This window comes from Streptomyces phaeochromogenes, assembly GCF_001418655.1.
Lineage (GTDB): Bacteria > Actinomycetota > Actinomycetes > Streptomycetales > Streptomycetaceae > Streptomyces > Streptomyces phaeochromogenes.
Genome location: NZ_LIQZ01000108.1, coordinates 43,078 through 60,737, shown reverse-complemented (window position 1 = coordinate 60,737; position 17,660 = coordinate 43,078). Strand labels below are relative to the sequence as shown.

Sequence of the window (17,660 nt, the reverse complement as noted above, 5' to 3'; positions counted from 1 at the left end):
CCGAGCAGCTGCTCGGGGGCGAAGTAACCGGGCGTCCCCACCACGTAGTTGGTCTCCGTCAGGCGGGGCTCTCCCAGCCGCATCGAGATGCCGAAGTCGGACAGCCGCAGCCGCGGACGGCCTGTTCCGGTCGCCTCCAGGAGGATGTTGGCGGGCTTGATGTCACGATGCACGACCCCCTCCGCGTGCACCGCGGCGAGCCCTGCCAGCAGCTGGTCGAGCAGGGTGCAGACGAACGCCGGCGGCAGAGGACCGTAGTCCCCGATCAGGTGGACCAGCGAGCCGCCACCGACGAGGTCCATGGTGAACAGGACCTTGTCGTCATCGGCGGCCCAGCTGGCGGGCGCGAGCACATGGGGGTGGTCGATCCGCAGTGCCTGCTCCCGCACGAAGCGCAGCAGCGAGTGCGCGTCGCTCTGCTGGAGCACCTTGGCGGCCACATACCGGCGCCGCCGGTGGTCCCAGGCGCGCCAGACCGCACCGACTCCCCCGCGTCCGATCGGGTCGACCAGTTCGTACCGGCCGGCGAAGACCTCACCCATGGTCGTGCGTCGCTCCCCCTTCGGCGGTCGGTACGGCTGCCTTTCCGAGGTGCCCGGCTGCCTGGCCTCCGGTGACCGGCAGGCCCAACGGGACTGCGGCTACCGGGTGTTCGGCGGCCGGGCGATGTGCTCAGCTCTGGTGGGACTGGTAGTGGGCGACCGCGTCCGAGGTGCGGCCGGCTCCGTACACCCGGAGGAACTCTGCCAGTTCCGGGTGGGTCGGGGCGAGAGTGTCGGCCGCCTCGATGATGTCCCCCGCGGCAGCGACCGAACGCAGCAGTGACTGGATCTCGCGCACCACACGCTTGACCGTGGGTGCACCCCCCGAACTGGTCGTCGACTGCGTGGTGTTGCTGAGCACCGAGCCCCCTTGCGACTTCTTGATCTCGTCCATGCGCTCGGTGGCCTCGGCAGCGCTCACACTGCCGTCCGCCACCTGCCCCGCGAGGTCCTGCAGCAGTTGTACGCGCTGGACCACGGCAGGGTTCCCGATCTTGGCGCGCTGGCCGCTCATCAGCTGCGACAGCATGGGCGCCGACAGGCCGAGCACTCCGGCGAGGCGGGCCTGATTGAGCCCCAGGTCATCTATGAGCCTACGGAAGAGCGCCCCCAGCGGCTCTCCGTACCAGTTCCGCTGCAGCTCCCGGGCTCTTGCGGTTGCTTCCTGCTGTGCGGCGTCCATTCGCGTCTCCCCATCGCTTCCCCAAGTACCGTGGTTCGCTGTAGCGAACCACGTCGAGCATCTTACGGAGAGTGGTCGTTCGCGGGGACCCCCAATCTTTTTGCGGGATACCCGGGGTGACCCGGTACTCTGGTCTGCGGCGCTGCTCAGAAGGGGATCCTTCTGGCGGATGCCTCCCTTCCGGGGCCTTAGCTCAGTTGGTAGAGCGCTGTCTTTGCATGGCAGATGTCAGGGGTTCGACTCCCCTAGGCTCCACACCATGAACCCCCTCCGATCTGCTTAATCGCAGGTCAGAGGGGGTTTTCTTGTGCCATGGAGTGCGCGGGCGGAGAGGTGTGGATCCGTGTCCCGGGGGATTCCTGGGGTGTCCCGGCCGTCCCGCGGCGGCGGCATTGGCGCCGCTTGCCTTCGCCCGTCGAGCCATTCGGCCTCCCGTCTTCAGGGTCGGTTCCACGCCGGGACGGGCTCATCAACGGGTCTGAGGCGGCTGGGAATTGCCCGTCTGTCCTGTAGTGACGTGGCCTCGTCAAGATCGCCCGGCTCTGTTCCTTCGGGCGCCGGAGTGCCACAGGGGGCGTGTGCGGTGACGTGCGTCACAGGATGAGCCCGGCGATGTTTGCGATTGTTTGCGCAAAGAGATGCCCGGTTCGGGGGTGCCGCGGTCGCCGTGCAGGTGGCCGACGTGGCGTGACGGTGGCGCGCAGAACTCGTGAAGGCTTGCGTGAGCTGCTGTGAACGAAAAAGCGTAATCAGAACGCTGCGCTCCGTTAAGAAAGTCTGTGCGGGTGTTGCACACCTGGCCCGTTGCAAACGTCATCGTGAACGGAGGGCGTAAAACAGGCGCCCTTCCGAGGCCGCCAGAAACGCCACGAGGCCTCGCCTTCTGTAAGGAGAGGCAAAACCGCACGTGAATCTGGACGTTGCCGACGATGTGATCCTGGCGGTGCTCGCCCTGCGGGTGTTCGGCCGTGACGTGCTCGGTCTGCTGCGCCGTGTGGCCGCGGCCGGAGTTCGGGCCGGCATCAGCGAGATGCGGCGCGAGCGCGGTACGGGGGGACAGACGTGAGCCAGGAACTTCCCCGAACCGCGACCGGCGCCAGACCGATGAGGAAACTGCCGCTGGATTTCGAGGCATTCCACCGGATGTACCGGCCGATCTACGTCCACTGGGCGGAGATCCGGCTGGGCAGCAGGGCCGATGCCGAGGAGGCCGTCGACGCGGCCTTCGAGAAGTTACTGAGGGCCTGGTCCGCTGTCCTGACCAAGGAGACCCGACCGCGTACGCCTGGCGCGTGCTCAGGCACACCACCATCGACTTCTCCAGGGCCCGGGACCGCCGTCCCGCTCTCATAGGCGAGGCCGCCTTCGAGACGGTGGCGCTCAGTCAGGCGGTGGACCCCATAGGCCAGTTCGAGGAGAGCCTCAGCCTCTATGAGGCGATCGGACAGCTGCCGCCGCGTCAGATGGACGTCATGCTCCTGCAGTTCGGCCAGGGCTTCACCGTGGAGGAGGTGGCAGCCGCGCTCGGGATCACCCCGGCCGGCGTACGTTCCACCGTCCGCCACGCCAGGCGACGGCTGGAGCACGCGTACGGGGTCAAGCGGCGACTTGAGGTCACACGGCACGAGGGTGCCGCACGGGGAGAGGGCGAGGGCGAATGCGATGGCTTCGCGCGGAGCGAGGGCGAGAGCGAGGAAGGGCATGCCGATGACATCGCACATTGACGAGCTGCTCGCCCGCGCCAGGCTGCGCCGCGAGCCCTACACCGGGGCCGACATCGACGCGGCCCTCGCCCGTCTGGCCGCCCGGGCGGCGGTTCGGCGGGACACACCCGAGGAACCCCGCTGCCCCATGCCCCATACCCGCAACGCCTGCGGGTCGGCAGACGCGGACCCGGCCGACGCAGACCAGGCGGACGCAGACGCGGTCGTCGAGGGCGCCCTCGACAGGAACCCGGGCGAGAGGGAGTCAGCCGAGGAGACCCCGACCGACGAAAACTCCCCATGCAGTGGACAGGCCCGCGAGGGATCGGTGGACGAGAGCTCCGCCGCCGATGATCTCCAGACCCTCTGCGAGACCGTGATCACCCATACCGGAGCCCTCGCCGATCTCCGGATCTTTCTCGCCCGGGCACTGCCCGAACCGTCCGGGGCCCGCGTGCTGGGATGCATGCTGCAGCTCTCCGAGCGCGAGGAGTCCGCCCGTTTCTGGTGGCAGTACGCCGCCGGGGCCGGCGATCCCGCCGCCAGCTACTGCCTCTATCTGCACCACCGGGCCCTGGGCGAGCACGGAGCAGCCGACTGGTGGCACACCCAGCACACCCAGACCGATGTCGTGGCCGACGCGGAGGCCGGACCCGAGGTCGAGATCACCACCACGCTGCGCATCCTCCGCGCGCTCAAGCCGGACGACTCGCCCGTGCCCGAACCGGTCAACGCCGTCCTGCACTACGTGCCCGTGGCCGTCGCCTTCGTGGACGACGACCTGGACCTTCCCCTCCCCGACCCCGACTTCCCCGACCGCATCAGGGCTCTCACGGCCCTCACGGCCACGGCCCCCGCCTCTTCGGCTCCGACCGCACCGGTGGTCGGCGGTTCGGCGGAAGCCCCCCGCCGCGCACGCAAGCGCAAGCCCCTGCCGGAACGCAGGCGCCCGCGCCGCACCGCGACCGGCTCCACATAGAGCCCGGCTCCGCAAAAGGCCCCGCTCCACGCAAGGCCGGTTTCACGCAAGGCCGGTTTCACGTGAAACGGGAGCGCGGCTGGTTCCACGTGAAACATCGCAGGGGCAGGAGGTGCAGCGCCTCCTGCCCCCGCGATGCGATGTCCTGCGGCGAGGTGATGTCCTGCCGCCGTGTCAGCCGCGGTCCTTCTGTTCCGCAGCCTCCGCTTCGGCCTCGGCCTGCTTGGCCTGGACCTCGGGGTCGAGCTCGTCCTGAGCGCTGCCGTCGACCGAGGTCAGGTGGCCGCCCTCCGGGACCTCCGTGGCGGCGGGCGGTTCGACCAGCCAGTCGGGGTTGGCCTGCTTGTCCCACCACTTCCAGGCGGCGAAGGCGCCACCGGCCAGGATGCCCAGCACGGCGAGGCCCTTGGCGAGGCGGCCGACCCTGGCCCGCCGCTCCTGCTTACGGACCAGCTTCTCGACCTGCTTGGCCGAGACCTGACCGCGCAGCGCCGCCAGCGCCGCCACACTGCGGGACGTGGCCTCCTCGCGAACGGGGCCGGCCGCGACCCTGGCCTGCTCGATCCTCGGCCGGGAGTAGTCCGCCGCCTGTCGCGCGGCCTTGCGGGTGCGGACAGCTGCTTCGTGGGCGGCCTGGTCGACCTTCGGCGGCACATGCGTACGTGCCTGCTCAAGACGCGGGGCGAGATGGGCGTCGTACTGCGTACGTGCCTGTTCAGCGGCCTGGAGAGCTGCGGCCGACACCTTCGGCGCGAGCTTGACGCGTGCTTCGTGCGCGTACTGCGTGGCGCGGTCCCTGGTCGTGTCGGCGTAGGGCGCCACCACTTCCGCGGCGTGCCGCACGCTGTCCTTTGCCGACTCGGCCGCTGCGCGCACGCTGTCCTTGCGGGTCACGGGATCCTCCTCCTCGGTGGCGTACATGGGGGCTTGGGGCCATCCCCCAGCAAGTCACAGTTCACCTTTCCACCCTTATCCGGATCATGCCTGCCGGAGAGCTCCGGGGCATGCGAGGGCGGGCATCCGGGTCATGAGAGCCGACTCCGGGCGTACTCGGGGCAATAACTGATCAATACGGTGCAACGGGAGCTTGCCACGACAATGTCACGGATCCCCGGACTGTGCCCCGCTTTGGTGCGAAGCGGTTGAAGCGGTCCGGAGCGGCGGTGACGGAGGACGAGGGGCGCGGTCCGTGCGAGGATCGGGGAGTCACAAAGGACAACGGAAGGCAGATCGTGGCTGAGCAGCTTTACGCCACCCTGAAGACCAATCACGGCGACATCGAAGTGCGGCTCCTGCCGAACCACGCGCCCAAGACGGTCCGGAACTTCGTGGAGCTCGCCAAGGGCGAGCGTGAGTGGACCAACCCGGCCACGGGTGCCAAGTCCAAGGACAAGCTCTACGACGGCACGGTCTTCCACCGGGTGATCAGCGGATTCATGATCCAGGGCGGTGACCCGCTGGGCAACGGCACCGGCGGCCCCGGCTACGAGTTCGAGGACGAGTTCCACCCCGACCTCGGCTTCGACAAGCCGTACCTGCTGGCCATGGCGAACGCCGGCCCGGGCACCAACGGCTCCCAGTTCTTCATCACCGTCTCCCCGACGGCCTGGCTGACCCGCAAGCACACCATCTTCGGTGAGGTGAGCGACGGGGCGAGCCAGAAGGTCGTGGACGCCATCGCCTCCGCGCAGACCAACCCGCGCACCGACCGCCCGGTCAGCGACGTGGTCATCGAGTCGGTCGTCATCGAGACCCGCTGAACCGAGGCACCCGCAGGGATCGAGGCCCCTCGGACGAAACCGAGAGAGGGTCTCCCGCAGGGAACCAAACGCCCCGCCCATCCGTAAGGATGAGCGGGGCGGTGCGTTGCGTACCAAATGCGTACAGAGGATGAGGGGATCCCGATGGACCAGGCGCCAGGCAGCCCGCAGGAACCACAGGGTGCCGCGAGCCTGCCCACCTGTTACCGGCATCCGGACCGGGAGACCGGCGTCCGCTGTACGCGCTGCGAGCGCCCCATCTGCCCCGAGTGCATGATCAGCGCCTCGGTCGGCTTCCAGTGCCCGGAATGCGTGCGGAACGGCTCCGGCACGGGCCACGCCCCCAACGCCGCCCAGCCCCGCACTCTCGCGGGCGGCACGGTCGCCGCGGACCCCCGGCTGATCACCAAGATCCTCGTCGGGCTCAATCTCGCCGTCTTCCTGGTCCAACTCTCCGTGGGTGACCGCTTCACCGACAGCTTCGACCTCATCGGCCGGGCCTTCGTGCCGATCCTCGGAAGCGTCGAGGGCGTCGCGGAGGGGCAGTGGTACCGGATGGTCACGGCGATGTTCCTGCACGGCAGCTATATCCACATCGCCTTCAACATGCTCAGCCTGTGGTGGATCGGCGGCCCTCTGGAGCAGGCTCTCGGCCGCGCCCGCTATATCGCCCTGTACGCGGTGTCCGGCCTCGCCGGCAGCGCGCTCACGTATCTGATCGCCGAGCCGAACCAGCCGTCGCTCGGCGCCTCCGGCGCGATCTTCGGCCTGTTCGGTGCGACCGCCGTCCTCATGCGGCGGCTCAACTACGACATGCGCCCGGTGATCGCCCTGCTGGTGATCAACCTGATCTTCACCTTCGGGTGGAGCAACATCGCCTGGGAGGCCCACATCGGTGGCCTCGTCGGCGGTGTGGTGATCGGTTACGCCATGGTGCACGCGCCTCGCGAGCGCCGGTCCCTGATCCAGTACGGCGTGTGCGCGCTGGTGCTGCTCGCGGTTGTGGTCATGACACTGGTGAGGACCGGCCAGCTCACCTGAGCCGAGCCCTCTCGGCCCCTCCGAAAGTCAAGTCCGACCCGCCTGAGAACCCCGCGCGAGCCCACGTTGTCCACAGACCGTGGCGGATCTTGTGCATGCTGTGCAGGAACAAGTGTGCCCCCTGTCCCTGACCTGGGTTTCCCCAGGCGGGACAGGGGGCGAACGCACTTGCGGATACCGGTAGGTCAGTCACACCGGCGTCAACACCGGATGGGTTATCCACAGATCTTCAGACCTATCCACACTGTGGAAACCCTTGTGGATAACTCAGTGGACAACTTGGGCCACGGCTTGCGGACACAGGCGTGGAGGAGCCCCGGTACAGGCTCCCGACACCTTATGGCCGCGTTACTTCCACTGCGTGGAAACGCCGAATCCCGCCGCGATGAAGCCGAAGCCCACCACGATGTTCCAGTTGCCCAACGCGTCGATCGGCAGCGAACCGTCCGTCACGTAGAACACGACGATCCAGGCGAGGCCGATGAGGAACATGGCCAGCATGACCGGGGCGACCCAGGCACGACTGTTCAGCTTGATGTTGGTCGCCTGCTTCGCCGGGGGCGGCGTGTAGTCGGCCTTCTTGCGGATACGTGACTTCGGCACGAGGGTCTCTCCTGTCGATGCGCTGCGTGGCCGCGCAGGGAACGTGGGCTGGCTCCGGGGCAGCGTACAAGGGGACTCTTAGCGCTCCCCCGGGCGTCCGTTAGCGTAGTGCTTCCGCGGCGCCGAAGGAGATAAGGGTACGTTGAGCAATTCTGCCGACTCCCCCCAGCCGGGTTCCAGCCCTGGCACAATCCGGCGTTTCCGGCCGGTACGGGTGCTGACCGTGGCCGTGTTCGCCCTGGCCGGGCTGATCTTCTTCACCAGCTTCAACACGGCCAAGGGCACCAATATCCGTACGGACGCCTCGCTGCTGAAGCTCTCCGACCTGATTCATGAGCGCAGCCACAAGAACGGGCAGCTCGACGAGAGCAACGGATCGCTGCGTGAGGACGTCGAGTCGCTCGCCGAGCGCGACAACGGCAGTACGAAGGCGGAGGAGGCCAAGCTCGCCGCCCTGGAGAAGAACGCGGGCACCCAGAAGCTCAAGGGCGAGGCCCTCACGGTCACCCTCAACGACGCGCCCCCGAACGCCACCGCCAAGCTCCCCGGCTACCCCGAGCCGCAGCCCGACTACCTGGTCATCCACCAGCAGGACCTCCAGGCCGTGGTGAACGCCCTGTGGCAGGGCGGCGCCAAGGGCATCAAGGTCATGGACCAGCGGCTGATCTCCACCTCCGCCGTCCGCTGTGTGGGCAACACCCTGATCCTCCAGGGCCGCGTCTACTCGCCCCCGTACAAGATCCAGGCGGTCGGTGACCCGGAGAAGCTCCAGAAGGCCCTCTCGGCGTCCAAGGCGATCCAGAACTACATGGTGTACGTCAACGTCTACGGACTCGGCTGGAAAGTCGACGAGGACGGGACCGTGACTCTGCCCGGCTACTCGGGCACAGTGGATCTCCACTACGCGAAGCCTGTGGAGTAGAGCAGCCCGTGGGGTAAGAGCCCATGGAGTAGTGGAGCCGCTGCCGCTGGGGGACTTGTGTCGGTGCGAGTGGTCGTCAGGACGTTCAGCGAGCTGTGCATCACCGTCGGCACCGTGATCGTGCTCTTCGTGGTGTACGTGCTGTTCTGGACGGGTGTGAAGGCCGACACCGCGATGGACGAGCAGATCGCGCAGCTCCAGGAGCAGTGGTCGAAGGGCTCCGTGGCGGCCGGGCCCAAGGAGCCGAGGTCCACGGGGACGGGCGCTCCCGGCACGGGCTCCGGGACGAGCCCCGACGAACCCGCCCCGTACAAGAACGGCAAGCCCTTCGCTGTGATGTACATCCCGCGGCTTGGTTTCACGTGGAACAAGCCCGTGCTCGAAGGCACAAGGACGAGCACCCTCAAGAAGGGTCTCGGCCACTACGTGAGCACCGCACAGCTCGGACAGCCGGGGAACTTCGCCGTCGCCGGCCACCGGCGCACGTACGGGGACCCGTTCAAGGATTTCCCCAGGCTGCGGCCGGGTGACTCGGTGGTGCTGACCGACGGGACGACCTGGTTCACGTACCGCATCGACACAAAGCCCTACAAAACATTGCCCAGTGACATAGCGGTCATTGACCCCGTACCGAAGAAGTCGGGGTACACGCGTGCGGGTCGCTATCTGACGCTGACGACCTGCGAGCCGGAATGGGGCCACAGTCACCGGCTGATCGTCTGGGCACATCTTGACTCGACCCAGCCTGTAGAGGCTGGGAAACCGGAGGCCCTACGCCGTTAGTCTGGTCCGGTACGGCGTGAGTCTGGTGCCGTGGCGCGACGGAAGGGACGGCATGTACGGCTTTATCTGGCGGCATCTGCCGGGGAACACGTGGATCAAGGCACTGATCTCCCTCGTGCTGGTCCTCGCGGCGGTCTACGTGCTCTTCCAGTACGTCTTCCCGTGGGCCGAACCGCTGCTGCCCTTCAACGATGTGACGGTGGACAACCAGTGAGCGCGCGGATTCTCGTCGTCGACAACTACGACAGCTTCGTCTTCAACCTGGTCCAGTACCTGTACCAGCTGGGCGCCCAGTGCGAGGTCCTGCGCAACGACGAGGTGTCGGCGCTGCACGCACAGGACGGCTTCGACGGCGTACTGCTGTCGCCCGGCCCCGGCACGCCCGAAGAGGCCGGTGTCTGCGTCGACATGGTCCGGCACTGCGCCGAGACCGGCATCCCCGTCTTCGGGGTCTGCCTCGGAATGCAGTCGATGCAGGTGGCGTACGGCGGGGTCGTCGACCGCGCGCCCGAGCTGCTGCACGGCAAGACCTCGCTCGTCGAGCACGAGGGCACGGGGGTGTTCGCGGGGCTTCCGTCGCCCTTCACCGCCACCCGCTACCACTCGCTGGCCGCCGAGCCGAAGACCGTCCCCGTCGAGCTGGAGGTCACGGCCCGTACGCACGACGGGATCATCATGGGGCTCAGGCACCGTGAACTCCTGGTCGAGGGTGTGCAGTTCCACCCCGAGTCGGTGCTGACCGAGCACGGTCACCGCATGCTGGCCAACTGGCTGGTGGAGTGCGGAGACCAGGGAGCCGTCGCCAGATCGGTCGGGCTCGCCCCGGTGGTGGGCAGGGCCACGGCGTGACCGCCCTGCGCCCCGAGCGCGACAGTGCCGCCCCGTACGGCGAGGACGCCTTGTACGGGGGCGCTGAGGCGTTCGAGGCGCCGGGCGCCTTCGAGGGGGCGGCGGCCTTCGAGCCGGCCCGCGATTTCGGGGCACCGAATGTCGATGCCCGGCCGAACGGTGCGATGCGGGCCGCCGTCGACGGGCTCGCCGACCCGCTCAGCGACCCTCTGCCGGGACAGCGGCCGCCCGCGGCGCCCGAGCAGCAGGAGTGGTACGACCCTCAGGGGTATCCGCGGGACTGGAGCGTCGGGCAGACCGCCTCTTCGCCCGCGGAGCCGGTACGCCGCGCGTACGAGGACCCCGCGCACGGGTACGCCGAGCCTGGGCAGCCGTCGTCGTATGCGGTGCCGCAGCCGCAGCCGCAGCCGCAGCCGCAGCCGCCGCAGCAGCAGCCGTACGAGCCCCAGAGGCCGTACGAGCCGCAGCGCCCGTACGGGGAGGAGCAGCGACCGTCCTATGGAGGGGCGCCGCAGACGTCGTACGACGGGACGTACGCCCAGCCGGACCCGCTGAGTCCGACGAACCCCCTGAGCTCGACGGGCCCCCTGGGCTCTGCCGGCCCGCTGAGCGCTTCCGGTCCGATGAGCCCGGCGAGTTCCCAGGCTCCGGCGTACTCCGCTTCGTACGATCAGCCGCCTCTCGCCGACGACGAGACGGTCGGGCTGCGCATAGCTGATGTCGTCGAGTCCATACCGGGGAACCCGACGACTGCCGCCGGGCCCGCTGGGCGCGTCGTACCGCCCACGGGGGCCGCAGGCGGCGCTGGAGTCCCCGGTGGCGGCCGTGCGGCCCGTCGCAAGGCTTCCAGGCGCCACGGGCGGCATGGTGGGGCCGGTGGGGCACAGGAGGGGCAGGAGGAGGCCCAGGAGAGCCGGGCGGCGTCCGGCGCGCCCCTCTCCCGCATGGAGGCGCGGCGTGCGGCGCGGGCGCGGAAGCCTGGCGCGGCGGTGATGGCCAGCCGGGCGATCGGCGAGGTGTTCATCACCACCGGCGTGCTGATGCTGCTGTTCGTGACGTACCAGCTGTGGTGGACGAACGTCCGGGCGCACGCGCAGGCGGGCAACGAGGCGAGCAGCCTCCAGGACGACTGGGCCAAGGGCAAGGGGAACCCGGGGGTGTTCGAGCCGGGCCAGGGGTTCGCCCTCCTGCACATCCCGAAGCTCGACGTGGTCGTGCCGATAGCCGAGGGCACCGACAAGAAGCGGGTGCTGGACCGCGGCATGGTCGGCCACTACGCCGAGGAGGGCGTGAAGACGGCGATGCCGGACGCCAAGACGGGCAACTTCGGTCTGGCCGGGCATCGCAACACCCATGGCGAACCGTTCCGCTACATCAACCGCCTGAAGCCGGGCGACCCGATCGTCGTGGAGACGCAGGACAAGTACTTCGTGTACAAGATGGCGTCGATCCTGCCGGTGACGTCGCCGAGCAACACGGCCGTCCTGGACGCGATCCCCAAGGGCGCGGGCTTCACCAAGGCGGGCCGCTACATCACTCTCACCACCTGCACCCCGGAATTCACCAGCAAGTACCGGATGATCGTCTGGGGCACGATGGTCGAGGAACGATCACGCGACAAGGGCAAACCGGACGCTCTCGTCGACTGACGCAACTGGGCGGTCGGCGACACCACGCTTCACGACATCCCGAGCTTCACAACGTCCCAAGCTTCATCCCGAGCTTCACGACATTCCAAGATTCCTGAGAGACCAGACGGGGCAACGCAGTGGCAGCGACGACCGACCACGAAGAGCACACGGACGCCCGGGCGTCCTCGCCCGCGCCGCGGCGCCGTGGCGGCGGCCGGATCGCGGCGGCCGTCAGCGTCTTCGGTGAACTCCTCATCACGGCGGGCCTGATCCTCGGCCTGTTCGTCGCCTACTCGTTGTGGTGGACGAACGTCGTCGCGGACCGCGAGGCCGACAAGCAGGGCGACAAGGTGCGCGACCACTGGGCGGAGGACCGCGGCCCGGTCGGTCTGGACACCAAGGACGGCATCGGCTTCCTGCACGTCCCGGCGATGAAGAACGGCGAGGTGCTGGTCAAGAAGGGCACCTCCACGAAGTCCCTCAACAACGGCATCGCCGGCTACTACACCGACCCCGTCAAGTCCGCCCTCCCGCAGGACAAGAAGGGCAACTTCTCGCTGGCCGCCCACCGCGACGGCCACGGCGCCAAGTTCCACAACATCGACAAGCTCAAGAAGGGCGACGCGATCGTCTTCGAGACCAAGGACGACTGGTACGTCTACAAGGTCTACGCGACCCTTCCCGAGACGTCGAAGTTCAACGTCAAGGTCCTCGCGCCCGTCCCCAAGGAATCGGGCACGAAGAAGGCCGGCCGCTACATCACGCTCACGACCTGCACGCCCGTCTACACGTCCCGCTACCGGTACGTCGTGTGGGGCGAGCTGGACCGCGTGGAGAAGGTGAACGACGAGCGGACCCCGCCGCCGGAACTGCGCTGAGCGGGAACCGCACATCGCTACAGCCCCGCGCCGCTTACGGGCGCGATCCCGCACACCGGACCTCGCAGAGGCCATGCAAATGGGGGCCTGTACTGCTCGACCGAGCAGTACAGGCCCCCATTGACGTCGACCAGCGGTCAGCGTCCGGTCGCCCGGGTCAGTCCTCTTCGGAGGGCTGCTCAGCCGCCGCCTCCGATGAGGCCGCCGTTGCCGTTGCCGCCGTTGTTCTGCTGTCCGGCGTCGATCGTTCCGAGGTTGACCCTGTCGCCGGCCTTCACCTGCTGGCCCTCCTGCGGGTTGCTGGCGAGGACGATGGCGTTGTCGTCCTGCGACCCCTGGACGTTGCCGAGCTGGAGCTGGTTCTGCGCGAGAACCTGCTTGGCCTGGGCGAGGGTCATCTGGGTCACCTTCGGCATGGCGAACTCCTCGTCCTCCGCCGCCTTGCCGATCTGGATGTTCACCGTGGAGCCCGGGTCGGCCGAGGAGTTGGCCGTGGGTGATGTGGCCACGACCTTGCCGACGAGGTTGTCGTCGTCGGTCTCCACATCGGTGCAGTTGCCCTTGAGGTCGTTCTGCTCCATCCGCGCCTTGGCGTCGTCACAGCTCAGGCCGCTGACGTCCGGAACAGTGGACTGTTCCTTCTCCTTGGCGACGGTGAGGGTGATCGTGGAGCCCTTCTCCACCTCGTCACCCGCCGTCGGGTCCTGTTCGAGGACCGTGCCGGGCTCTTCGCTGGACTCCTTGGACTCCGTCTTGACCGTGAAGCCGTACTTGTCGTCCTCGAGCTTGTCCGTGGCCTCGTCGACCGGGTCGTCGATGACGTTCGGGACCGCGACCTTCGGCGCCCCCGTCGACACGGTCAACGTGATCGTGTCGCCCTTCTTGACCTGGGTATCCGCCTTCGGGTTCTGGGCGCAGACGCTGCCCTTCGGGGTGTTCTCGCAGGCCTTGGGGTCGATCTTCAGTTCCAGCTCGCGGTTGGTCGCCATCTTCTCGGCCTCGGACTGGGTCCGGTTCACGAAGTTCGGCGCCGGGAACGCGTCGTCGCCCGACCCGCCCTGCCCGGTGAACGCCCACTTGCCGATGAGGATCGCGCCGACCAGTACGAGCAGACCCGCGACGACCAGCAGGATCGTCGAGGTGTTGTTCTTCTTCTGCTGGCGTCGGCGCCCGGCACGGTCGTCGTAGCCGAAGCCGCCGTCGTCCGGGTTCATCGGGGGCAGCATCGACGTGGCCTGCGCGTCGGTGGAGCGCAGAGCGGTGGTGGGCCGGTCGTCCGGGTAGCCGCCGTAACCCACGGAACCCATGGCCGCCGTCGCCGCGACGGGCTGGCCGTCGAGGCAGGCCTCGATGTCCACGCGCATCTCGTCGGCGGACTGGTAGCGGTAGTCCGGGTCCTTGGTGAGCGCCTTCAGGACGATGGCGTCCATCTCGGGCGTGATCTCGGGGTCGAAGACGCTGGGCGCCTGCGGCTCCTCGCGCACGTGCTGGTACGCGACCGCGACCGGGGAGTCCCCGATGAACGGGGGGCGGACCGTCAGGAGCTCGTACAGCAGACAGCCCGCGGAGTACAGGTCGGAGCGGGCGTCGACCTGCTCGCCCTTCGCCTGCTCCGGCGACAGATACTGCGCGGTTCCTATGACCGCCGCGGTCTGCGTCATCGTCATGCCGGAGTCGCCCATGGCGCGGGCGATACCGAAGTCCATGACCTTGACCTGGCCGTTGCGCGTCAGCATGACGTTCGCCGGCTTGATGTCGCGGTGGACGATTCCGTTGCGGTGCGAGTACTCGAGCGCCTGGAGGATGCCGATGGTCATCTCCATTGCGCGCTCGGGCAGCAGCTTGCGCCCGGAGTGCAGCAGCTCTCTCAGCGTGGACCCGTCGACGTACTCCATCACGATGTACGGGATGGAGATGCCCTCGATGTAGTCCTCACCCGTGTCGTACACGGCGACGATCGCGGGATGGTTGAGCGAGGCGGCCGACTGGGCCTCCCGGCGGAACCGGGCCTGGAACGACGGATCGCGCGCGAGGTCCGCTCGCAGCGTCTTCACCGCCACCGTGCGGCCGAGCCGGGTGTCATGGGCGAGATGTACCTCCGCCATGCCACCACGGCCGAGCACGTGGCCCAGCTCGTACCGGCCGCCGAGGCGACGCGGCTCTTCCATAGCTACCTACCAGCCCTCTCCGACGGTCCTGACCACACCACGTGTGGTCCGGCGGTGTGCTGTCCGGGCATACCGTACCCGGCTCGCCTTGACTGACCTGGCCACAACCGTCACCCGATACAGGACCGGTATCGCAACGTGCACCGATGTGAAGGGGACGTGAGCGGGGTCACTTCTTGCTGTCGATGACTGCCTTCATCACGTCCTTCGCAATCGGTGCCGCGAGGCCGCCGCCGGAGATGTCGTCACGGTTGGCGCTCTCGTCCTCGACGACCACGGCGACGGCGACCGGGGAGCTGCCGTCGTCGAGCTTCGCGTACGAGATGAACCAGGCGTACGGGTTCTCGCTGTTGTCGACACCACGCTGGGCGGTACCGGTCTTGCCGCCGACGGTGACGCCGTTCTCGTTGATCTGGCCCTTGGTGCCGGTGCCCTCCTTGACGACCGTCTCCATCATCGACTGAAGGATCTGGGCGTTCTTCTCGGACAGCGGCTCGCTCATCTTGGAGGGCTCGGTCTGCTCGATGACGTCGAGGCCCGGCGCCTGGAGCTTGTCGACCATGTACGGCTTCATGAGCGTGCCGTCGTTGGCGATGGCCGAGGCCACCATGGCCATCTGCAGCGGCGTCGTGGCCGTCTCGAACTGGCCGATCGAGCTGAGCGCGGTCTGCGGCCTGTCCATCTTCTCGGGGAAGTTGGAGGCGCTGGAGCGGATCGGCACGAACTGCTCCTCGTTGAAGCCGAACTTCTTGGCCGTCTCCAACATGTCCTCCTTGCCGACGTCGACGCCCAGCTTGCCGAAGACGGTGTTGCAGGAGACTCGCAGCGCCTCGCGCAGCGTCGCGTCCTTGCAGGGGATGTTCCCCTCGTTCTTCAGCTCGGTGGTGCTGTCCGGCAGGGTGTACGGCAGCGGCGAGTCGGTCTTCTCATCGGCGCTGTTGTAAATCCCCTTCTCCAGCGCCGCGGCCGCGGTGACCACCTTGAAGGTGGAGCCGGGCGGGTAGATCTCGCGCAGCGCCCGGTTCTGCATCGGGTCGTCGGGATTGTTCTTCTTCTGAAGCTTGGTCCAGGCGTTGCCGTCGACCTTGGTGGAGTTCCCCGCGAACGACGAGGGGTCGTACGAGGGAGTGGAGGCCAGCGCCAGGATCGCGCCGGTCTCGGGGTCGATCGCGGCGACGGCACCCTTGCCCTGCTTCAGCAGACCGCTGTACGCGGCCTTCTGCGCGGCGGCGTTGAGCGTGGTGACGACATTGCCGCCCTCCTGCTTCTTGCCGGTGATCATGTCGAGGGTGCGGCGGAAGAAGAGCCGGTCGTCGTTGCCGGTGAGGATGCCGTCCTCGATGCTCTCCAGCTGCGTGGCGCCGAAGGCCTGCGAGGCGTAGCCCGTCACGGGGGCCCACATCGCGCCGTCCTTGTACGTGCGCTTGTACTCGAAGTCGTTGAAGTCGTCGCCGCTGGTCTTCGTGGACCCGGTGATCGGCTCGCCGTCGACGATGATGTCGCCGCGCGGCGTGGCATAACGCGCTATGGCCACGCGGCGGTTCTTCGTGTCCTTCTTCAGCGAGTCGGCCTGGACGTACTGGATCCAGTTGTCGCGGATGAGCAGCGCGAGGACGAGGAGTCCACAGAAGATCGCGATCCGGCGCAGGGGCTTGTTCACGGTCGGACCACCTGGGTCATCTCGGCGTCGGGGTTGGGCGCGGGGGCCGGCGCGGGGCGGCGGGCGGTGTCGCTGATCCTGATCAGAATGCCGATGAGGGCCCAGTTGGCGATGACGGAGGAACCGCCGTACGCCAGGAAGGGCATCGTCATACCGGTCAGCGGGATCAGGCCCATGACGCCGCCGGCGACGACGAAGACCTGCAGGGCGAAGGCGCCGGACAGGCCGACGGCGAGGAGCTTGCCGAACGGGTCACGGGCCGCGAGCGCCGTACGGACACCGCGCTCCACGATCAGGCCGTACATCAGCAGGATCGCCATCACGCCGGCCAGGCCCAGCTCCTCGCCGAAGGTGGCGAGGATGAAGTCGGAGTTGGCGGCGAAGCCGATGAGGTCGGAGTTGCCCTGGCCGAGCCCGGTGCCGAGGGTGCCACCGGAGCCGAAGGCCCACAGGGCCTGCATCGACTGCTCGGTGTGGCCCAGGACGCCTTCCTGGCTCAGCGTGTACTCGCGCATCGGGTCGAGCCAGGCCTGGACGCGCTGCTGGACGTGCGACTCGAAGGAGGCGACACCGACGGCGCCGGCCGCGGACATCAGCAGACCGAACACGATCCAGCTGGTCCGCTCGGTGGCGACGTACAGCATGATCACGAACATGCCGAAGAACAGCAGCGAGGTACCCAGGTCGGTCTCGAAGATCAGGATCAGGATGGAGAGCGCCCAGATGACGACGATCGGGCCGAGGTCCCGCCCGCGCGGCAGGTAGAGCCCCATGAAGCGGCGGCTGGCCAGGGCCAGGGCGTCGCGTTTCACCATCAGATAGCCGGCGAAGAAGACCGCCAGGGCGATTTTCGCGAACTCACCGGGCTGGATGGTGCCGAGGCCGGGAATCTTGATCCAGATCCTCGCGCCGAAGACGTTCACGCCGAGGCCCGGGACCAGCGGGAGGAGCAGCAGGATCACCGCGGCGACCATGGAGATGTAGGTGTACCGCTGCAGGACGCGGTGGTCCTTGAGGAAGATCAGCACGACCACGAACAGGGCGACGCCCAGCGCGGAGTTCAGCAGCTGGCGGGGGGCCGCCTCGAAGAAGTTGGGGCTCTGCTGCAGCCGCTGCGACTGGTCCAGGCGCCACACGACCGCCAGGCCGATGCCGTTGAGCAGCGTGGCCAGCGGCAGCAGCAGCGGGTCCGCGTAGGGCGCGAACTTCCGGACGACGAGATGGCCGACGCCCGCGAGCAGGCCGAGGCCGAGGCCGTAACTCAGCAGCCCGGGCGGCACCGAGTCGTTCATGGCCAGACCGACGTTGGCGTAGGCGAACACCGCGATGACCACGGCGAACACCAGCAGCGCGAGCTCGGTGTTACGTCGGCTCGGTGCTCCGATCGAGCCGATCGTGGACGTGTGGTGCGTCGACGGGTTGGAAGAACTGCTCATCGTGTGACAGGGCCCCTCACGGC

General features: G+C 68.1%; 18 protein-coding genes and 1 tRNA gene. 12 read left to right on the top strand and 7 right to left on the bottom strand.

Annotated elements, in window-relative coordinates:
* Window positions 1-542, bottom strand: a 542-nt coding sequence (locus tag AOK17_RS15685) for a serine/threonine-protein kinase (RefSeq protein WP_157881336.1), incomplete at its 3' end; no start/stop codon positions are given.
* Between the two features lie 130 nt (window positions 543-672).
* Window positions 673-1,224, bottom strand: a complete 552-nt coding sequence (locus AOK17_RS15680) for a helix-turn-helix domain-containing protein (RefSeq protein WP_055613072.1) — start codon at window positions 1,222-1,224, stop codon at window positions 673-675.
* A gap of 182 nt (window positions 1,225-1,406) precedes the next feature.
* Here AOK17_RS15680 and AOK17_RS15675 point away from each other — a divergent pair.
* From AOK17_RS15675 to AOK17_RS15665, 4 genes are all read left to right on the top strand, one after another.
* Window positions 1,407-1,479 (top strand) — tRNA-Ala (locus tag AOK17_RS15675).
* A 652-nt stretch (window positions 1,480-2,131) separates the two neighbouring features.
* On the top strand, window positions 2,132-2,290 hold the full coding sequence (locus AOK17_RS51285) for a hypothetical protein (RefSeq protein WP_169801929.1): 159 nt from the start codon (window positions 2,132-2,134) through the stop codon (window positions 2,288-2,290).
* A gap of 226 nt (window positions 2,291-2,516) precedes the next feature.
* Complete coding sequence (locus AOK17_RS53765; protein ID WP_063997228.1) at window positions 2,517-2,948, top strand: sigma factor-like helix-turn-helix DNA-binding protein; 432 nt, start codon at window positions 2,517-2,519, stop codon at window positions 2,946-2,948.
* Window positions 2,932-3,906, top strand: coding sequence for a hypothetical protein (locus AOK17_RS15665; protein ID WP_063997227.1), 975 nt, complete (start codon window positions 2,932-2,934; stop codon window positions 3,904-3,906). The genes AOK17_RS53765 and AOK17_RS15665 overlap by 17 nt, the downstream gene beginning before the upstream one ends.
* Before the next feature lie 174 nt (window positions 3,907-4,080).
* Here the strand turns inward: AOK17_RS15665 and AOK17_RS15660 are convergent, their stop codons facing one another.
* On the bottom strand, window positions 4,081-4,800 hold the full coding sequence (locus tag AOK17_RS15660) for a DUF5324 family protein (RefSeq protein WP_055613080.1): 720 nt from the start codon (window positions 4,798-4,800) through the stop codon (window positions 4,081-4,083).
* Between the two features lie 338 nt (window positions 4,801-5,138).
* On the opposite strand from AOK17_RS15660, the gene AOK17_RS15655 reads away from it, so the two are divergent.
* Both AOK17_RS15655 and AOK17_RS15650 read left to right on the top strand, forming a co-directional pair.
* Window positions 5,139-5,666 carry a peptidylprolyl isomerase gene (locus tag AOK17_RS15655; RefSeq protein WP_055613079.1) on the top strand — a complete coding sequence of 176 codons (528 nt, stop codon included), beginning with the start codon at window positions 5,139-5,141 and terminating at the stop codon, window positions 5,664-5,666.
* A gap of 144 nt (window positions 5,667-5,810) precedes the next feature.
* A complete protein-coding gene (locus AOK17_RS15650; RefSeq protein WP_055613070.1) occupies window positions 5,811-6,707 on the top strand; it encodes a rhomboid family intramembrane serine protease in 897 nt (298 codons plus the stop codon).
* Window positions 6,708-7,055: 348 nt separating this feature from the next.
* On the opposite strand, the gene crgA is transcribed toward AOK17_RS15650, so the two are convergent.
* Complete coding sequence (gene crgA / locus AOK17_RS15645; protein WP_055613069.1) at window positions 7,056-7,310, bottom strand: cell division protein CrgA; 255 nt, start codon at window positions 7,308-7,310, stop codon at window positions 7,056-7,058.
* Between the two features lie 142 nt (window positions 7,311-7,452).
* Between crgA and AOK17_RS15640 the strand changes: the two genes are divergently transcribed.
* From AOK17_RS15640 to AOK17_RS15620, 6 genes are all read left to right on the top strand, one after another.
* Window positions 7,453-8,232, top strand: a complete 780-nt coding sequence (locus AOK17_RS15640) for a DUF881 domain-containing protein (RefSeq protein WP_079053042.1) — start codon at window positions 7,453-7,455, stop codon at window positions 8,230-8,232.
* Between the two features lie 63 nt (window positions 8,233-8,295).
* The gene (locus AOK17_RS15635) at window positions 8,296-9,015 is read left to right on the top strand and encodes a class E sortase (protein WP_055613077.1); all 720 of its coding nucleotides are present in this window, start codon (window positions 8,296-8,298) and stop codon (window positions 9,013-9,015) included.
* A 52-nt stretch (window positions 9,016-9,067) separates the two neighbouring features.
* Window positions 9,068-9,229, top strand: a complete 162-nt coding sequence (locus AOK17_RS50025; RefSeq protein WP_107102406.1) for a hypothetical protein — start codon at window positions 9,068-9,070, stop codon at window positions 9,227-9,229.
* Window positions 9,226-9,864, top strand: coding sequence for an aminodeoxychorismate/anthranilate synthase component II (locus AOK17_RS15630; protein WP_055613068.1), 639 nt, complete (start codon window positions 9,226-9,228; stop codon window positions 9,862-9,864). Before AOK17_RS50025 ends, AOK17_RS15630 begins: the two co-directional genes overlap by 4 nt.
* Window positions 9,865-10,250: 386 nt before the next feature.
* Window positions 10,251-11,513 (top strand): class E sortase, encoded by a 1,263-nt coding sequence (locus tag AOK17_RS47740; RefSeq protein ID WP_245697174.1) that lies wholly within the window; start codon window positions 10,251-10,253, stop codon window positions 11,511-11,513.
* A 119-nt stretch (window positions 11,514-11,632) separates the two neighbouring features.
* Window positions 11,633-12,373: a class E sortase gene (locus tag AOK17_RS15620; RefSeq protein WP_055613066.1), complete on the top strand. Its 741-nt coding sequence runs from the start codon at window positions 11,633-11,635 to the stop codon at window positions 12,371-12,373.
* A gap of 179 nt (window positions 12,374-12,552) precedes the next feature.
* On the opposite strand, the gene pknB is transcribed toward AOK17_RS15620, so the two are convergent.
* From pknB to AOK17_RS15605, 3 genes are all read right to left on the bottom strand, one after another.
* Entirely contained in the window at window positions 12,553-14,541 is a 1,989-nt protein-coding gene (gene pknB / locus AOK17_RS15615; protein ID WP_055613065.1) for a Stk1 family PASTA domain-containing Ser/Thr kinase, read from the bottom strand.
* 169 nt (window positions 14,542-14,710) lie between these two features.
* On the bottom strand, window positions 14,711-16,201 hold the full coding sequence (locus tag AOK17_RS15610) for a peptidoglycan D,D-transpeptidase FtsI family protein (RefSeq protein WP_055613064.1): 1,491 nt from the start codon (window positions 16,199-16,201) through the stop codon (window positions 14,711-14,713).
* Window positions 16,198-17,637 carry an FtsW/RodA/SpoVE family cell cycle protein gene (locus tag AOK17_RS15605; protein ID WP_055613063.1) on the bottom strand — a complete coding sequence of 480 codons (1,440 nt, stop codon included), beginning with the start codon at window positions 17,635-17,637 and terminating at the stop codon, window positions 16,198-16,200. The genes AOK17_RS15610 and AOK17_RS15605 overlap by 4 nt, the downstream gene beginning before the upstream one ends.
* Between the last annotated feature and the right edge of the window lie 23 nt (window positions 17,638-17,660).

Bases quoted from the DNA above. Each gene is read 5' to 3' on its own strand.
- AOK17_RS15605 (WP_055613063.1), bottom strand. From the start codon at position 17,637: ATGAGCAGTTCTTCCAACCCGTCGACGCACCACACGTCCACGATCGGC.
- AOK17_RS15680 (WP_055613072.1), bottom strand. From the start codon at position 1,224: ATGGACGCCGCACAGCAGGAAGCAACCGCAAGAGCCCGGGAGCTGCAG.
- AOK17_RS15650 (WP_055613070.1), top strand. From the start codon at position 5,811: ATGGACCAGGCGCCAGGCAGCCCGCAGGAACCACAGGGTGCCGCGAGC.
- AOK17_RS15665 (WP_063997227.1), top strand. From the start codon at position 2,932: ATGACATCGCACATTGACGAGCTGCTCGCCCGCGCCAGGCTGCGCCGC.
- AOK17_RS50025 (WP_107102406.1), top strand. From the start codon at position 9,068: ATGTACGGCTTTATCTGGCGGCATCTGCCGGGGAACACGTGGATCAAG.
- pknB (WP_055613065.1), bottom strand. From the start codon at position 14,541: ATGGAAGAGCCGCGTCGCCTCGGCGGCCGGTACGAGCTGGGCCACGTG.